This is a genomic window from Cellulophaga sp. (assembly GCF_039943695.1).
Taxonomy (GTDB): Bacteria; Bacteroidota; Bacteroidia; order Flavobacteriales; family Flavobacteriaceae; genus Cellulophaga.
Genome location: NZ_JBDVAA010000193.1, coordinates 30,533 through 45,721, shown reverse-complemented (window position 1 = coordinate 45,721; position 15,189 = coordinate 30,533). Strand labels below are relative to the sequence as shown.

The 15,189-nt window shown below is 31.8% G+C and carries 13 protein-coding genes, 1 tRNA gene and 1 pseudogene; 10 read left to right on the top strand and 5 right to left on the bottom strand.

Annotated elements, in window-relative coordinates; all coding sequences use genetic code 11:
• Positions 1 to 321, bottom strand: a pseudogene (locus ABJD66_RS14160) (energy transducer TonB); the annotation flags it as partial.
• A 5-nt stretch (positions 322 to 326) separates the two neighbouring features.
• The gene (locus tag ABJD66_RS14155) at positions 327 to 692 is read right to left on the bottom strand and encodes a BlaI/MecI/CopY family transcriptional regulator (RefSeq protein ID WP_100894852.1); all 366 of its coding nucleotides are present in this window, start codon (positions 690 to 692) and stop codon (positions 327 to 329) included.
• 165 nt (positions 693 to 857) lie between these two features.
• Between ABJD66_RS14155 and ABJD66_RS14150 the strand changes: the two genes are divergently transcribed.
• Together ABJD66_RS14150 and ABJD66_RS14145 are read left to right on the top strand one after the other, a co-directional pair.
• On the top strand, positions 858 to 1,376 hold the full coding sequence (locus ABJD66_RS14150; protein ID WP_348132793.1) for a DUF456 domain-containing protein: 519 nt from the start codon (positions 858 to 860) through the stop codon (positions 1,374 to 1,376).
• A 10-nt stretch (positions 1,377 to 1,386) separates the two neighbouring features.
• Positions 1,387 to 2,322 carry a M28 family peptidase gene (locus tag ABJD66_RS14145; protein WP_348132790.1) on the top strand — a complete coding sequence of 312 codons (936 nt, stop codon included), beginning with the start codon at positions 1,387 to 1,389 and terminating at the stop codon, positions 2,320 to 2,322.
• Positions 2,323 to 2,325: 3 nt separating this feature from the next.
• On the opposite strand, the gene ABJD66_RS14140 is transcribed toward ABJD66_RS14145, so the two are convergent.
• The 3 genes from ABJD66_RS14140 to ABJD66_RS14130 are packed head-to-tail and all read right to left on the bottom strand — an operon-like array spanning position 2,326 to position 4,320.
• Entirely contained in the window at positions 2,326 to 2,877 is a 552-nt protein-coding gene (locus tag ABJD66_RS14140) for a nitroreductase (RefSeq protein WP_348132787.1), read from the bottom strand.
• Positions 2,878 to 2,913: 36 nt separating this feature from the next.
• A complete protein-coding gene (locus ABJD66_RS14135) occupies positions 2,914 to 3,390 on the bottom strand; it encodes a hypothetical protein (RefSeq protein ID WP_348132784.1) in 477 nt (158 codons plus the stop codon).
• 36 nt (positions 3,391 to 3,426) lie between these two features.
• On the bottom strand, positions 3,427 to 4,320 hold the full coding sequence (locus ABJD66_RS14130; RefSeq protein WP_077399165.1) for a LysR family transcriptional regulator: 894 nt from the start codon (positions 4,318 to 4,320) through the stop codon (positions 3,427 to 3,429).
• Positions 4,321 to 4,398: 78 nt separating this feature from the next.
• Here ABJD66_RS14130 and hutH point away from each other — a divergent pair, with 78 nt between their 5' ends.
• The 8 genes from hutH to ABJD66_RS14090 all read left to right on the top strand — a co-directional run bounded on the left by hutH (position 4,399) and on the right by ABJD66_RS14090 (position 15,089).
• The gene (hutH, locus tag ABJD66_RS14125; protein WP_348132780.1) at positions 4,399 to 5,979 is read left to right on the top strand and encodes a histidine ammonia-lyase; all 1,581 of its coding nucleotides are present in this window, start codon (positions 4,399 to 4,401) and stop codon (positions 5,977 to 5,979) included.
• A 1-nt stretch (position 5,980) separates the two neighbouring features.
• The gene (hutI, locus tag ABJD66_RS14120) at positions 5,981 to 7,222 is read left to right on the top strand and encodes an imidazolonepropionase (protein WP_348132777.1); all 1,242 of its coding nucleotides are present in this window, start codon (positions 5,981 to 5,983) and stop codon (positions 7,220 to 7,222) included.
• A 46-nt stretch (positions 7,223 to 7,268) separates the two neighbouring features.
• Entirely contained in the window at positions 7,269 to 9,272 is a 2,004-nt protein-coding gene (locus ABJD66_RS14115) for a urocanate hydratase (RefSeq protein ID WP_348132774.1), read from the top strand.
• A 160-nt stretch (positions 9,273 to 9,432) separates the two neighbouring features.
• Complete coding sequence (gene trxA, locus ABJD66_RS14110; RefSeq protein ID WP_100894844.1) at positions 9,433 to 9,750, top strand: thioredoxin; 318 nt, start codon at positions 9,433 to 9,435, stop codon at positions 9,748 to 9,750.
• Positions 9,751 to 9,828: 78 nt separating this feature from the next.
• The gene (locus ABJD66_RS14105; RefSeq protein WP_348132771.1) at positions 9,829 to 12,393 is read left to right on the top strand and encodes a M1 family aminopeptidase; all 2,565 of its coding nucleotides are present in this window, start codon (positions 9,829 to 9,831) and stop codon (positions 12,391 to 12,393) included.
• A 4-nt stretch (positions 12,394 to 12,397) separates the two neighbouring features.
• Positions 12,398 to 13,321 carry a DUF58 domain-containing protein gene (locus tag ABJD66_RS14100; RefSeq protein ID WP_100894842.1) on the top strand — a complete coding sequence of 308 codons (924 nt, stop codon included), beginning with the start codon at positions 12,398 to 12,400 and terminating at the stop codon, positions 13,319 to 13,321.
• Positions 13,322 to 13,397: 76 nt separating this feature from the next.
• Positions 13,398 to 13,471: transfer RNA gene (locus ABJD66_RS14095), tRNA-Asp, on the top strand.
• Between the two features lie 187 nt (positions 13,472 to 13,658).
• Positions 13,659 to 15,089 carry a hypothetical protein gene (locus ABJD66_RS14090; RefSeq protein ID WP_348132767.1) on the top strand — a complete coding sequence of 477 codons (1,431 nt, stop codon included), beginning with the start codon at positions 13,659 to 13,661 and terminating at the stop codon, positions 15,087 to 15,089.
• The last annotated feature ends 100 nt before the right edge of the window (positions 15,090 to 15,189 follow it).

Below are 15,189 nucleotides of genomic sequence, written 5' to 3'. Positions count from 1 at the left end.
AGTTTTATAAACAAACAAAGCAAATGATATTACTGCTCCAATTACAAATAACACTTTAAGCCAAGGAAAACTGCTCTCTTCTGTAGCCTGAGATGAATTTGCTGTTAATACAATTTCATCTAAAACAATGGCTGCATATTGTTGTGATACTACAGTTTTAAACACAGGCAATTTTACAAAGGGTAAAAATAAAGACACTAAAAACGTAGCTATTAAATACACTCGGTTGCTCTGGAAAAAAGTCTCTTTCTTTAAAAACAAATCATAAATTGCTAAAAACAACAACTGAAATGTAATTACTAAAACTATATACTGTATCATAAATATTATTTTTTATCGTCTTCTTTAATATCTTTTAAAATAGATTCTAATTCCGTTAAACTCATATCATTTTTCTTCATAAAAAACGATACCATACTTTTAAATGAACCTTGAAAATAACCCTCCATTAATTTGTTAATAGACTGGTTGCTATAATCTGCCTTTTTTATCAACGGAAAATACAAATAACCTCTTCCCAACTTTTCGTGACCTACAAACCCCTTATTTTCTAAAATGCGTACAATAGTAGATACTGTATTGTATGCTGGCTTTGGTGTTGGCAACTTCTCTATTACATCTGCTACGCTCGTTTTCTCTAACTCCCATAACACCTGCATAATCTCTTCTTCCGCCTTAGTTAACTGCTTCATTCTCTTTTATTTTATGTATATTCTAGAATATTGTGAATATAAATTTAGTACTATTTATCTTATATTCTCATGCTAATATAACTAATATTTTAGTTTAAACTAATATTTTAGGTGAAAAATTTGTAACAAATTGTTGTTATCTTCGTCAAACAAGTAAAATAAAGAATGGATATAGCGCTTTTGGTAATTGGTTTTATTCTAATGTTAACAGGTATAATTGGTAGTTTTTTACCTGTTTTACCAGGTCCTCCAATTAGTTGGTTGGGCTTGCTTGTTCTTTATTTAACCAAAGCCATACCAAACGACTGGCTTTTTCTTGGCATAACCTTAGCTGTAGCGCTAATAGTTTTTGCCTTAGATTATATTATCCCTGCAATAGGAACTAAAAAATTTGGGGGTACAAAAGCAGGTATGATAGGTACAACTGTTGGTTTACTAGTTTCTATATTTTTCCCTGTACTTGGTATATTTGGTATTATAGTTTGGCCTTTTGTAGGTGCTTTGGTTGGCGAGTTATTAAACAAAGCAGACCAAAAAACAGCATTTAAAGCTGCTTTTGGTTCTTTTATTGGCTTTTTAACTGGTACTTTTTTAAAATTTATGGTTGCTATAGTATATATAGGACTGTTTATTTCTAAAGTATGGGAATACAGTGAAGAGTTGTTTCCGTTTTTTTATAGTTAAAATTATACGTATGAAAAAAATACTATCAACACTTATACTACTTACCTCTTTAATTTCTTGCGCACAAACAAGGAACGGCACCCAAACTACATCTAATATAGATACAGTACGTATTAAGAAAGACTTGCTAAGAATTACAAAAACACAAAATAGCAGGAATTATAAAAACATAAAAACTCTTAACTCAATTGCTAGCTACATTAAAGTTGAACTTGCTAAGGTGTGCGACACTACCGCTTACCAAGAATATAAAGCTAAGAATGAAACTTATAAAAATGTTCTTGCCTCTATTGGTACTGAACATAAAGAACGGTTAATTATTGGTGCCCATTACGATGTTTATGGCAATCAAGAAGGTGCTGATGATAACGCAAGTGGTGTTGCTGGGTTATTAGAATTAGCACGTTTGTTATCCAAAGAGAAACTTGATTATAGAATAGATTTTGTTGCCTATACTTTAGAAGAACCTCCTTTTTTTAGAACTGAAAAAATGGGAAGTTATGTGCATGCAAATTACTTAAAGAAAAACAACATAACCGTAAAAGGTATGATTTGCTTAGAAATGATTGGTTATTACAAGGACGAACCCAACACACAAACCTACCCAATTAAAGAGATGAGCACCATTTATGGCAATCGTGCTAATTTTATAACTGTCGTTCAAAATGAAAAAAGCGGCAATTTTGGTGCTAAAATTGAAAATTTAATGAAAAAACAGAAACTGATACCTACCGTATCTTTTAAAGGCTCTTCTCTTGTTACTGGCGTAGATTTTTCGGATCATTTAAACTACTGGAATTTAAATTACCCAGCAGTTATGATCACCAATACCTCTTTTTACCGCAACAAGAATTATCACACAAATAAGGATTCTCTTGAAACATTAAACATAAATAAAATGAGTGCGGTTATTCAGCAACTCTACATTACTATTAAGGAACTCTAATAGTTACAGCCAAGTTGTTTTATCTTTAACTGCTCCTCTTTCTCCATCTTGTAATTCATCATCTGTGTAACCCATATAAAAGAAACCTAAACAAGCTTCCCCTTCCTCCATTGCAAAAAATTCTCCCATATGTTTTATTAAACCAGGAGAACTCCAATAACTACCTATCCCTAAATCTGTACAGGTAAGCCACATATTTTGTACAGCCATTGCTGTTGCCGCAACTTCTTCCCATTCTGGTAAAGACTCATTAGGGTCTCTCTGCATACAAATAGCTATTATTGCTCCTGCCTTTTGCGGATTGTTTATTAGTTTTTCAACCTTAAACTGCTTAGGCTTAGGATCATTTTCCATATATTTTAAGGACAAAAACATTCCTAGTTTTGCTCTAGTTTCTCCTTGTATTACTTTAAAACGCCAAGGTTCTGTTTTTTTGTGAGATGGTGCCCAATTACCAGCCTCCAAAACCTTTTCAATTAATTCTTTAGCTATTGGCTTATCATTATACTGTGCAGGAAATACAGATCTCCTCTTCTTTATTATATCAAAAATCATAAATTATAATTTAATCGAAGTTTACATAAAACTTAACTACCCTCTAGTTTTACCTATTCTGTAGGCGGAATAAGATAGCACAAGTAAAAATAAAACTTTAATTGCAAAGAGTACATTAGTAAAGACTGATAATATTTTAGCTACTGGAGAAATTTCTTTATCATCTTCATTTCCTAAAAAGCCTATGGGCGATTGTAATAAAGAATCAACAACATAAATAATTTTACTTAACAGCAATATTAAACCCAAACAAAATAACAGAACTAAAATGCCTACAAATACATTTTTGAATTTCCCCCTTATCATTCTAAAAAAATAAATAACAAAGAAAATAAGAGCTCCTAAAAACCAAAAGAAAGGAGTATTTGAAAAAACAAAATAAGTATCGTGAATATTTATATCTATTGTTTCATCAGCTTTAAATCCATCAATTCCAAATATCAATACTAAGGTTAAAAATGATGTTAATACAGTACCTAAAAACCATAAAAATTCTTTTTTTGAAAAAGTCATAAAATATTTGTGAGTTATTACTTACTTCAAATATATCTATTTTTTATCACCCAACAACAACTGCATACAATGCTTTAAAACCGGATTCCTATTGTCTTCTTTCCAAATAACAGACAATACCGCTCGTTGTGGTATTTTTTTAAGTTCTATAAATTTTACATTCATATTAAAACCTTGTTGCAAAGAAGTAGGTACAATAGCAACTCCTAAATTGTTTTCTACCAATGTAAAAATAGTTTGCGCATGCACAGACTTGTGAGACACCTTTGGCGTAAACCCAGCATCTTCACAAATACTCATTACTGTATCATAATACAACGGACTGTAATCTTGAGAAAACAGAATAAAGTTTTCTCCTTCAAACTGTTTCATTCCTTTAAAATTAGCTGCTGTAATATTATGGTTTGCTGGGACAACCACAGAAAATGTATCATTAAATACTGGTTTAATACACAAACCTTTTGGCACCCTAACCATACGTACAAAACCAATATCTAAACCATCTTTTAAAACTGCATTTAACTGTGCGTTATTAGAGAGCTCTTCTAAACTTGTATTAATTTCTGGGAAAGCATCTTTTAGCTTCAATAACAAATCAGGAATTACAGTTTGCATAGCAGAGCCTAAAAAACCAATATTAAGCTCTCCAAACTTACCCTGACTTACCAATTTTATATGCCGTTTTGTTAACTCTAAATGATTTAAAATAAATTCTATTTCATCTTTTAAGTAAACTCCGGCAGCTGTTAACGTTACCTTTTTTTTATTCCTGATAAAAAGTTGTGTTTCCAGAATTTCTTCCATTTGTTTTATTTGCCTACTTAATCCGGGTTGTGATATAAATAAACGTTCTGCTGCTTTTCTAAAGTGCAATTCTTCTGCAACAGCTAAAAAATAATGAAAATGGCGCAACTCTATTTGATAACTCATAGTTATTAATTATTGATAAATATGATATTGGTAATCATCAAACATAATCAATAATTTTATGGTATTAAAATATATGCTATGCGTAACGCACCTAAGACTTTTAATTTTGGAGAAGATCATTTAACGGCTGGTATTGCTCTTTCAATTGCAAGAGGGACTACCAAAGGGTTAATTTCAGATTTTTCTCGTATTAAAATAAGAAACAGCAGTAAAACTGTTGCTAACATTGTAGAAAAAGGAGATCCAGTTTATGGTATTAACACAGGATTTGGCCCTTTATGTACTACTAAAATATCTAAAGAAGAAACAAAAATATTACAAACTAATATTTTAAAAAGTCATAGTGTTGGTGTAGGAGAACCAATAGATAAAGAGATTGCTAAACTTATGCTTATCTTAAAAATGAATAGTCTTGCACAAGGGTATTCTGGTATAGCAGAAGCAACTTTAGACCGTATTTTATGGCATATAAATACTGATGCTATTCCTGTTGTGCCTGCTCAAGGTTCTGTTGGTGCTTCTGGTGATTTGGCTCCACTTTCTCATTTATTTTTACCATTAATTGGCTTGGGTAAGGTTGATTATAAAGGTGAAGTTATAGAGGCCTCTTCTTTGTTTGAAAAAACAGAAATGCAAAGCCTAGACTTAGGTCCTAAAGAAGGTTTAGCACTAATTAATGGCACACAGTTTATTGCTGCACATGCAGTAAAAGTGGTAGACAAATTACAAAGTTGCCTTGCCCAAGCAGATATTATTGGTGCAATGATGATTGAAGGTTTGCAAGGCTCAATTAAACCATTTTATAATGAGCTGCACGCATTACGACCTTTTAAGGGTAATTTGTATGTTGCTAAAAAAGTAAAACGTTTGCTTAAGGGGTCTGAGATAATGGAGGATCATGCCAATTGCAATCGTGTACAAGACCCTTACTCTTTACGCTGTATTCCGCAAGTGCATGGAGCATCTAGAAATGCGTGGTTGCATTTAAAAGAATTGTTAGAGATTGAATTAAATTCGGTTACAGACAACCCTATTATTATAGATGAAGAACTAACAATTAGTGGCGGTAGTTTTCACGGCCAGCCTTTAGCTATGGCACTAGATTATGCTTGTTTAGCAGCATCTGAAGTTGGTAACATATCTGACCGAAGAATATACTTAGCTTTAGAAGGTAATAGCCCTGGAGTGCCTAAATTACTGATGAATGAAACCGGAATTAACTCTGGTTATATGATATTGCAATACACTACCGCTGCCTTGGCTAGTGAAAATAAAGGTCTTTGTTTTCCGTCTAGCGCAGATAGTATACCAACATCTTTAGGACAAGAAGATCACGTAAGTATGGGTTCTATTGGCGGACGAAAAGCTTTGCAAGTAATTGGCAATGTTGAAAAAATATTAGCCATAGAAATGCTAACTGCTGCACAGGCATTTGAATTTAGAAAGCCATTAAAATCGGGCTTATTTTTAGAAGAAGTACATAAAAAAATTAGAGAAAAAGTTGCCTTTGCTGATAAAGACCGTGTCTTTGCAACAGACATTGAAGCAGGAATAAAAATGATACAAAACCAAACCATTTTAAAAGCTATTGAAGAGGTAAAAGAACGAGAAAATTTAGAAATGGAGATTCCGTTTGCTAACGAATTTGAAAACTACTAATATGAAACAAAAACTTATTGGTCCTTTTACACAACTATTACCAATGACAGGCATTGCCGTTAAAGGAGCTGTTACAGATGAAGAATTGGTAGTCATAAAAAATGGTGGTATTATAGTTAAAAACAATACTATAGTTGCTGTTGGTCCGTACAAAGACTTATTAAAACAAATAGACATTAAAAATACTTTACTAGAAGAAGTTAAAGGCGATAGCGTTTGTTTGCCTGGTTTTATAGATTCACATACACATATTTGTTTTGGTGGCACCAGAGCTAATGATTATGCTATGCGTAATGCAGGCAAAACCTATTTAGAAATTTCTAAAGCTGGTGGTGGCATTTGGGATACCGTTACACAAACCAGAAAAGCTAGTATTTTAGAATTAGAAGAAGGTATTACCAAAAGAGCAAATAAACATTTAAAAAATGGTGTAACAACTATAGAAGTAAAAAGTGGCTACGGTTTGTCTGTTTACGAAGAACTTAAAATGTTGCGTGCTATTAAAAATGTAGACAATAAAATTAAAGCCGATTTAATTTCTACTTGCTTGGCTGCACATATGCACCCTAAAGATTATAATGGTACCGCAAGTGAGTACTTAAAAGAAATAAGCATCTCCCTTTTCCCCCTTTTAAAAGAAGAACGTTTAACAACCAGAATTGATGCTTTTATTGAAGAAGGTGCATTTACAGCAGAAGTAATTGCACCTTACTTTAAAAAGGCAAAGGAAATGGGCTTTACAATTACAGTACATGCAGATCAGTTTTCTACTGGCGGAAGTAAAGTTGCTGTAGATTATGATGCTGTAAGTGCAGACCATTTAGAGGCTAGTACAGATGAAGAAATAAAAATTTTAGCAAAAAGCGATGTTATTTCTACTGCTTTACCAGGAGCAAGTATAGGCCTTGGCTGTGCTTTTACACCTGCACGTAAACTATTAGATGCTGGAGGTGCTGTTGCAATTGCAAGTGACCACAATCCTGGTTCTGCACCAATGGGAGATTTACTTACACAAGCTTCTATATTAGGAACTTTTCAAAAACTGAGTAATGCCGAGGTTTTATCTGGTATTACTTTTAGAGCCGCTGCTGCTTTAAGTCTTAAAGACAGAGGTGCATTAAATAATGGGTTTATGGCAGATTTTATTGCTTTTCCAACATCAAACTATAAAGAAATTTTATACCTACAAGGACAACTAAAACCAAGTTACGTTTGGAAAAAAGGAACCAAAATAGATTTTTAATCTAAAAGGATAGTTCCAAACTATTTCAATATAAAAATAAATCAAAATGGATTTTAAATCTCAAATTCTTCAAGGTATACCTAGTACATTACCTGCAAAAAGAGCATATGCAGAAGATGTTAATCACGCTCCTAAAAGAAAAGACATTCTTTCTTTAGAAGAGAAAAAGTTAGCTTTAAAAAATGCATTACGTTATTTTCCGGTTGCTTGGCACACAGAATTATCAAAAGAATTTGCAAACGAACTACAAAATTATGGTCGTATTTATATGTTTAGGTTTAAACCTGAATATGATATTTACGCCAGACCAATATCAGAATACCCAGCAAAAACACCACAAGCTGCTGCATTACAGTTAATGATTATGAATAACTTAGATCCTGCGGTTGCGCAACATCCAGAGGAGCTTATTACCTATGGTGGCAATGGTGCTGTTTTTCAAAATTGGGCTCAATACGTACTAACCATGCAGTATTTAGCAACAATGACAGAGGAGCAAACATTGCACATTTATTCTGGTCATCCTATGGGACTTTTTCCGTCTACAAAAGAAGCCCCAAGAGTTGTTGTTACTAATGGTATGATGATTCCCAACTATTCCAAACCAGACGATTGGGAAAAATACAATGCACTTGGCGTAACGCAATACGGACAAATGACTGCTGGTTCTTATATGTACATTGGACCACAAGGTATTGTACATGGCACTACAATTACGGTAATGAATGCTTTTAGAAAAGTATTAAAACCTAATGAAACCTCAGCAGGCAAAATATTTTTAACTGCTGGTTTAGGTGGTATGAGTGGTGCACAACCAAAAGCTGGTAATATTGCTGGTTGTATTACAATTTGCGCAGAAGTTAATGCAGCTGCTGCAACTAAAAGACACTCGCAAGGCTGGGTAGATGTTTTAATAGATTCTATAGATGAACTTGTTGTAAGAACAAAAAAAGCACAAGAGAGTAAAGAGGTTGTTTCTATTGCTTACATTGGTAATATTGTAGAAGTTTGGGAACGTTTTTATGATGAAAACATTTTTATTCATCTAGGGTCAGACCAAACATCTTTACACAACCCGTGGGCTGGCGGTTATTACCCTGTGGGTATTTCTTTTGAAGAATCTAATGAGTTAATGAGCACCAATCCTAATGCCTTTAAACAAAAAGTACAAGAGTCTCTAAAAAGACAAGTAGCTGCAATTAATAAACATACTGCAAATGGCACTTACTTTTTTGATTATGGTAATGCCTTTTTACTTGAAGCATCACGTGCAGGCGGCGATGTTATGGCAGAAAACAATATAGATTTTAAGTACCCCTCTTACGTGCAAGATATATTAGGACCTATGTGTTTTGATTATGGCTTTGGACCTTTTCGTTGGGTGTGTTCTTCTGGTAAACCTGAAGATTTACAAAAAACAGATGCTATTGCTTTAAAAGTAATGGAAGAAATTAAAATAACAGCTCCACAAGAAATTCAGCAACAAATGCAAGATAATATTACTTGGATTAGAGAAGCTGAACAAAACAAACTGGTTGTAGGCTCACAAGCACGTATTTTATATGCAGACGCAGAGGGTAGAGCAAAAATTGCAGAAGCCTTTAACCAAGCCATAAAAACAGGAGAACTTTCTGCTCCTGTTGTACTTGGTAGAGACCACCATGATGTTAGTGGCACAGACTCTCCTTTTAGAGAAACAAGTAACATCTATGACGGTAGTAAGTTTACCGCAGATATGGCTATACACAATGTAATTGGTGATAGTTTTAGAGGCGCAACTTGGGTATCTATACACAATGGCGGTGGCGTTGGTTGGGGAGAAGTTACAAATGGTGGCTTTGGTATGGTGTTGGATGGTTCTGTAGAAGCATCAAAAAAATTAAAAAATATGCTTTTTTACGATGTAAATAACGGTATATCTAGACGTAGTTGGGCTCGTAACAAAGAAGCTATTTTTGCCATAGAGCGTGAAATGAAAAGAACGCCAGAACTTAAGGTTACTATTCCTAATTTGGTTAAAGATCATTTATTAGACAATTTATTTGCTTAGGCGTAGAATTACAATTAATTTTAAAACATTAAAAAATAACAATACCCCTTACGTTCTGTTATAAAAATAATTAATAGAACAATAGATAATAGGTATAGTTCGTTGTTAAGGAAATAGGAATTTATTTGACTAACTTTGTATAATATTAAAAAATAAAATTATGGCATTAGAAATAACAGACGCAACTTTTGACGAAGTTGTTTTAAAAAGTGACAAACCAGTTGTTGTAGATTTTTGGGCAGCTTGGTGTGGTCCTTGTAGAATGGTTGGTCCTATTATTGACGAAGTTAGTTCTGAGTACGAAGGAAAAGCTGTTGTTGGTAAAGTAGACGTAGATGCAAACCAAGAATTTGCAGCAAAATACGGTGTACGTAACATACCTACAGTATTAGTATTTAAAAATGGTGAAATGGTTAGCAGACAAGTTGGTGTTTCTCCAAAACAAGTTTACACAGACGCAATAGACGCTTTATTGTAGTCTAAAGCATACAATTATAAAAAAGGGTTTGGCGTTTGTCAAACCCTTTTTTATTTTTACTACTTACCTCTATTTTTTATGAAAAAATTTACGCTCCTTACTATACTAGCCTTAACCTTAGTTGGTTGTCCTCAAAACAAAGAAATACCTAAAACCTTAGCTATAGAAAAAGGCATTTCTTTTGATCTTGCTAACTACAGAAAAAAACAAATTAAGGATTTGCACTATGATTTAAATTTTTCAATTCCTAAAAATATAGAGGATCCAATACCAACCACTTTAACAATTACTGCAAACATTACCAATTTACAATACGATCTTATTTTAGATTTCAATGAAAATAAAGACCATTTAAAAACACTTAGTGTTAACGGCAAAAACACACCTATTAACCACACCAAAGAGCATTTAATTATAGATAAAAACGCATTAATTATAGGAGAAAATAAAATTGATATTTCTTTTAATGCTGGCGAGTTATCACTTAACAGAAACAAAGAGTTTTTATACACCTTATTGGTACCAGACAGAGCTAGCACCTTATTTCCTTGCTTAGACCAACCTAACTTAAAAGCTAATTACAACTTAACTATTACGGCTCCTAAAGATTGGAAAGTTTTATGTGGCGGTACTGAAAAAGAAAAAATAGAAAAAGAAGAGTATACCACTCATATTTTTAACACTACAGATAAAATGAGCTCTTACTTGTTTTCTTTTGTTGCTGGTAAATTTACAGAGGAAATAAAAAATCCAGGGGCTTTTGATATGCGCTTTTTATACAGAGAAAATAATAAAGAAAAAATTGCTGAGAGTACTAATGAGGTGTTTAACATTCACCAACAGTCTTTAGACTTTTTAATTAATTATACAGCGTATAATTTTCCCTTTCAGAAAATGGATTTTGCCAGTATTCCGCCTTTTCAATATGGCGGTATGGAACACGTAGGCGCAATACAATACAGAGAATCATATTTATTTTTAGACAAAAATGCTACTCAAAATCAGAAATTATCTCGTGCTAAATTAATAGCTCATGAAACATCTCATATGTGGTTTGGAGATTTGGTTACTATGCAATGGTTTGATGATGTTTGGCTTAAAGAAGTGTTTGCTAATTTTATGGCAGATAAAATTATGAATCCGCTTTTTCCTGATATAGATCATCAATTAAAATTTATGATGACACACTACCCTAGTGCTTACTCAGAAGATCGCACAAAAGGCACCAATCCTATTAAACAACATTTAGGCAATTTAAAAAATGCAGGCTCTTTATACGGTAGAATTATTTATAACAAAGCACCTATAATGATGCAGCAACTAGAAACTGTTTTAGGCAAAGATGCTTTTAAAGAAGGTATGCAAGAGTATATAAAAACCTATGCCAATGGTAATGCAGATTGGAACGATTTGGTTTCTATTTTAGATAAAAAATCTGATGTAGACATAAAACAATGGTCTAACGTATGGGTAAACAAATCTGGCAGACCAGTTTTTACAGATAGTATTACCTATAAGGATAACAAAATAACCAATTTTACAATTACGCAAAAGGCAGAGGATGGCACAGATAAAGTATGGCCACAATCTTTTGCTATACAACTTGTATATAAGGACAGTGTAAAAACTATAAATACATCAATAAATGGTAAAAATCTTCAGCTAAATGAAACTATAGGACTTGCAAAACCACTGCAAATTATTTACAACGCTAACGGTTTTGGATATGGAGTTTTTCCGGTTGATGTGGCTAAGATTTCAAAAATAAAAGACATAAAAGATGCTACTGCTCGTGGTTACAGCTATATAAACTTATACGAAGTGTTTTTAAATAACAAAGTACCTGCTTTAGATGCTTTTAATGTGTTTTTAGACGGAGTAGCATCAGAAAAAAATGAACTTATTCTTAATTATATTACCGGAAGAACTAGAGATTTGTATTGGAGCTTTTTATCAGAAAAAAACAAAGAAAAAATACAAATTAGTACTGAAGATACTTTACTTAATCTTGTAAAAAGTGATAAACCAAAAACGTTTAAAAAAACTATTTTTAACCTTTATACATCAATTGCAACATCAAACAAAGCAATAGATAAATTATATGCTTTTTGGAAAAAAGAAATAAGCATACCATCATTGTTTTTAAACGAAGACGATTATACCAGTCTTGCTGGCGAATTAGTTATAAAAAATCACCCAAAGGCTACAGAAATTTTAAAAGAGCAAGAAAAGCGTATTAGCAACCCAGATAAACTTGCTAGGTTTGTGTGGTTACAACCATCTTTAAGTAACAATATTAAAGAAAGAGATGCCTTTATGGTGTCTTTATTTGATGCCAAAAACAGAGAAAAAGAATCTTGGGTACAAAGTGCTTTAGCAAACATACACCACCCGTTAAGACAAGAAGAAAGTAAAAAACATTTAAAAGAATGTTTAAATAAGTTAGAAGAAGTACAATTAACAGGAGATATTTTTTTTCCTAAAGGTTGGCTTGCAAGTTCTATTGGTAAGTACACATCTAAAGATGCATACCAAATATTACAAGATTTTTTAAGTAAAAACCCTAACTTTAATCCTATTCTGTTAAAAAAACTTTTACAAACTACAGATGACTTAAAAAGAGCGCAAACTATAAAAAAGTAGGTTTATGAACATTAAGGATAATTTAAATGCGCAACCGTTATTAAACTTAGAGCTTTTAGCCAAGCAGGTAGTAGAAGGTTTTATTAGCGGAATACATAAGAGTCCGTTTCACGGGTTTTCTGCAGAATTTGCAGAGCACAAAATTTACAATAAAGGAGAAAGCACAAAACATATAGACTGGAAACTTTTTGCAAAAACAGATAAGTTATACACTAAAAGATATGAGGAAGAAACCAATTTAAGGTGTCATATGATTTTAGACAGTTCTGCATCTATGTATTATCCTGAAGTAAAAAAACTAAGTGTAACCAACCTTAATAAAATAGGATTTGGTGTTTTGGCTATTGCAGGCTTAATGAATATTTTAAAAAAACAGAGAGACGCAGTTGGTTTAAGTATTTATTCTGATGCTTATAATTTTTATTCCTCTGAAAAAAGTAGTGAACGTCACCACCAAATGCTTTTAGCAAAGTTGAGTGAAGTAGTAACTGATAAAAATCCGGCTCAGAAAACAAAAACATATACCTATTTACACCAAATAGCAGAAAAAATGCACAAACGTAGTCTGGTGTTTCTTTTTACAGATATGTTTCAGACCGAAGAAGAGGACGAAAAATTGTTTGATGCACTACAACATTTAAAATATAATAAACATGAAGTTGTACTTTTTCATCTGCTAGATAAAGAAAAAGAACTTTTTTTTAATTTTGATGATGCACCTAAGCGTTTTGTAGATGTAGAGACCAACCAGCACATAGATTTGTATGCAGAAAATGTAAAAGAAGCATACCAAAAAGAGCTAACTTCTTATCTGTCAGACATCAAATTAAAGTGCGCTCAATACAAGATAAAATATGTGGCTGTTGATATTGCAGAAAATTTTGCTTCAGTTTTTAACACGTATATGGTAGAGCGACAAAAATTTTAAAAAAAATTTAAAAATTCTTTCAAAAAGTTTTGTGGAACCAAATAACCTCTGTATATTTGCAACCGCTAAACGCCACGGTCTGGTAGTTCAGTTGGTTAGAATACCTGCCTGTCACGCAGGGGGTCGCGGGTTCGAGTCCCGTCCAGACCGCAAAAACCTTCAACATTTGTTGAAGGTTTTTTTGGTTTTATACCTTTTGTAATCTTCTTTTAACTATTCGACTTTATACAAAAACATACCATTCATTCAGCTAAGTCAACCATCCATACAAATCATTAATTTTTATAATCTTTGTTAAAAACAATTTATTAGCTTTATATATTAAATATTCGGCGCTTTGAATTTAGAAGATTTTTTTCCAGAACATAAAACACAAGAAATTTATACTGAACTAAAAAAAATATACAGTTCAAAAGATAAAGAATACATCAAGTTTATTTACCTTAATAATTTCAAATTAAAACTCAAGTACTATATTGAGTTTGAAAAAAATATTAGCGAATTAGAACTAAATCTATCTACTGACTCTGCAGGTCATAATTTAAGATTACTTGAATTAAAGCTCAACAAGGAATTTATTGATCGTTTAATTCCTAAAGAACATAATATTAATAAAATTAGTCTAACCCTATATGAATTAGGGCAAAAAGATGCAATTAATGAACTTGTTATAAAATCTCATATTAACAATGGATCAATAAATTTAGATTGTAATCTTAATAAGATAAAAACCTCAAAAATAATCTTGAATGGAAAATATGAAAATATTTTAATTGATGAAGGCGCAATAGACAATTTAAATATTGACTGCGATGCAGATGAAATAACACTTAAAAATATAAAACCAAACTCTACAATTGCAAGGACTGAATTCATAAGTATAATAGACTCAAAATCCAAAAAACTAACTATTTCAGACATCAAAGACCTCAATGAAATTAAAATATTACAATCTAAAATTGAAAATATCTTAATTTCAACTTCTACAATAAACAAACTTAATATATTAGATTTGTCTTGTAATAAAATTACAATTGACAATAATAATTTAAAAGTATTAGAAATTTTAAAGGTTTGTCAAACAATAGAAGGATTTTTTAAGATAAGTAACAATACTATTACCTCCTATTTTAAACTAAAAGGAATAAAATTTATTCATCATAATAAAATCATAGCTTGGCTAAGAAAAAGCCAACAACAAAAAACTAGCTCAATTCTTTATACTAAAAATGAAATAGAGAAAATTCAATTAGAAAATATTGAATGGTCATATGACAACATCATTGAAGACATAGATAATCTAGAAGAAAAAAGAAACTTCATTATAAAAGTCAAATCATTTTACAGTAACAACCAAGACATTGTAAATGAAAAATTATTCAAATCATTCGAGAAAATATGGTATTATAAAAATAGAAAAGCATCTTTCCCACTTTCTTTATCTTACAACTCCAATAAATTTGGCTTATCAATATCAAGACCATTTATACTAATAATAGCCTGCATATTAACACAATTTACTCTCATATTTTATTTCGCTAATTCTGAATGTCAAAATATCTTATGGAATAAGTTTAGTATCTTCATTCACGTTTTAAACCCTACACATAAAACTAGTGTTTTCACTAATGTTATTTCTGAATGCAATAGCAGTGACTCTTTCTACAACTTTGTTACAATTATAGACAATATTTTCAGGTTAATAATTACATATTTTATTTTTCAATTTATCAGCGCTTATAGATATACTTATAATTTGGGGAGATAAAACCTCTACAAGAAACACATTTACAAACTTCACTTTATTTTAATGATTTATATTTGTGACTTCATCAGTTTAAAGAAAAAGTATACTTTTAAACTTTTAA

What these genes read in the sequence shown, in the direction of transcription:
- ABJD66_RS14155 (WP_100894852.1), bottom strand. Translation starts at nt 692, where the DNA reads ATGAAGCAGTTAACTAAGGCGGAAGAAGAGATTATGCAGGTGTTATGG.
- ABJD66_RS14150 (WP_348132793.1), top strand. Translation starts at nt 858, where the DNA reads ATGGATATAGCGCTTTTGGTAATTGGTTTTATTCTAATGTTAACAGGT.
- ABJD66_RS14145 (WP_348132790.1), top strand. Translation starts at nt 1,387, where the DNA reads ATGAAAAAAATACTATCAACACTTATACTACTTACCTCTTTAATTTCT.
- ABJD66_RS14140 (WP_348132787.1), bottom strand. Translation starts at nt 2,877, where the DNA reads ATGATTTTTGATATAATAAAGAAGAGGAGATCTGTATTTCCTGCACAG.
- ABJD66_RS14135 (WP_348132784.1), bottom strand. Translation starts at nt 3,390, where the DNA reads ATGACTTTTTCAAAAAAAGAATTTTTATGGTTTTTAGGTACTGTATTA.
- ABJD66_RS14130 (WP_077399165.1), bottom strand. Translation starts at nt 4,320, where the DNA reads ATGAGTTATCAAATAGAGTTGCGCCATTTTCATTATTTTTTAGCTGTT.
- hutH (WP_348132780.1), top strand. Translation starts at nt 4,399, where the DNA reads ATGCGTAACGCACCTAAGACTTTTAATTTTGGAGAAGATCATTTAACG.
- hutI (WP_348132777.1), top strand. Translation starts at nt 5,981, where the DNA reads ATGAAACAAAAACTTATTGGTCCTTTTACACAACTATTACCAATGACA.
- ABJD66_RS14115 (WP_348132774.1), top strand. Translation starts at nt 7,269, where the DNA reads ATGGATTTTAAATCTCAAATTCTTCAAGGTATACCTAGTACATTACCT.
- trxA (WP_100894844.1), top strand. Translation starts at nt 9,433, where the DNA reads ATGGCATTAGAAATAACAGACGCAACTTTTGACGAAGTTGTTTTAAAA.
- ABJD66_RS14105 (WP_348132771.1), top strand. Translation starts at nt 9,829, where the DNA reads ATGAAAAAATTTACGCTCCTTACTATACTAGCCTTAACCTTAGTTGGT.
- ABJD66_RS14100 (WP_100894842.1), top strand. Translation starts at nt 12,398, where the DNA reads ATGAACATTAAGGATAATTTAAATGCGCAACCGTTATTAAACTTAGAG.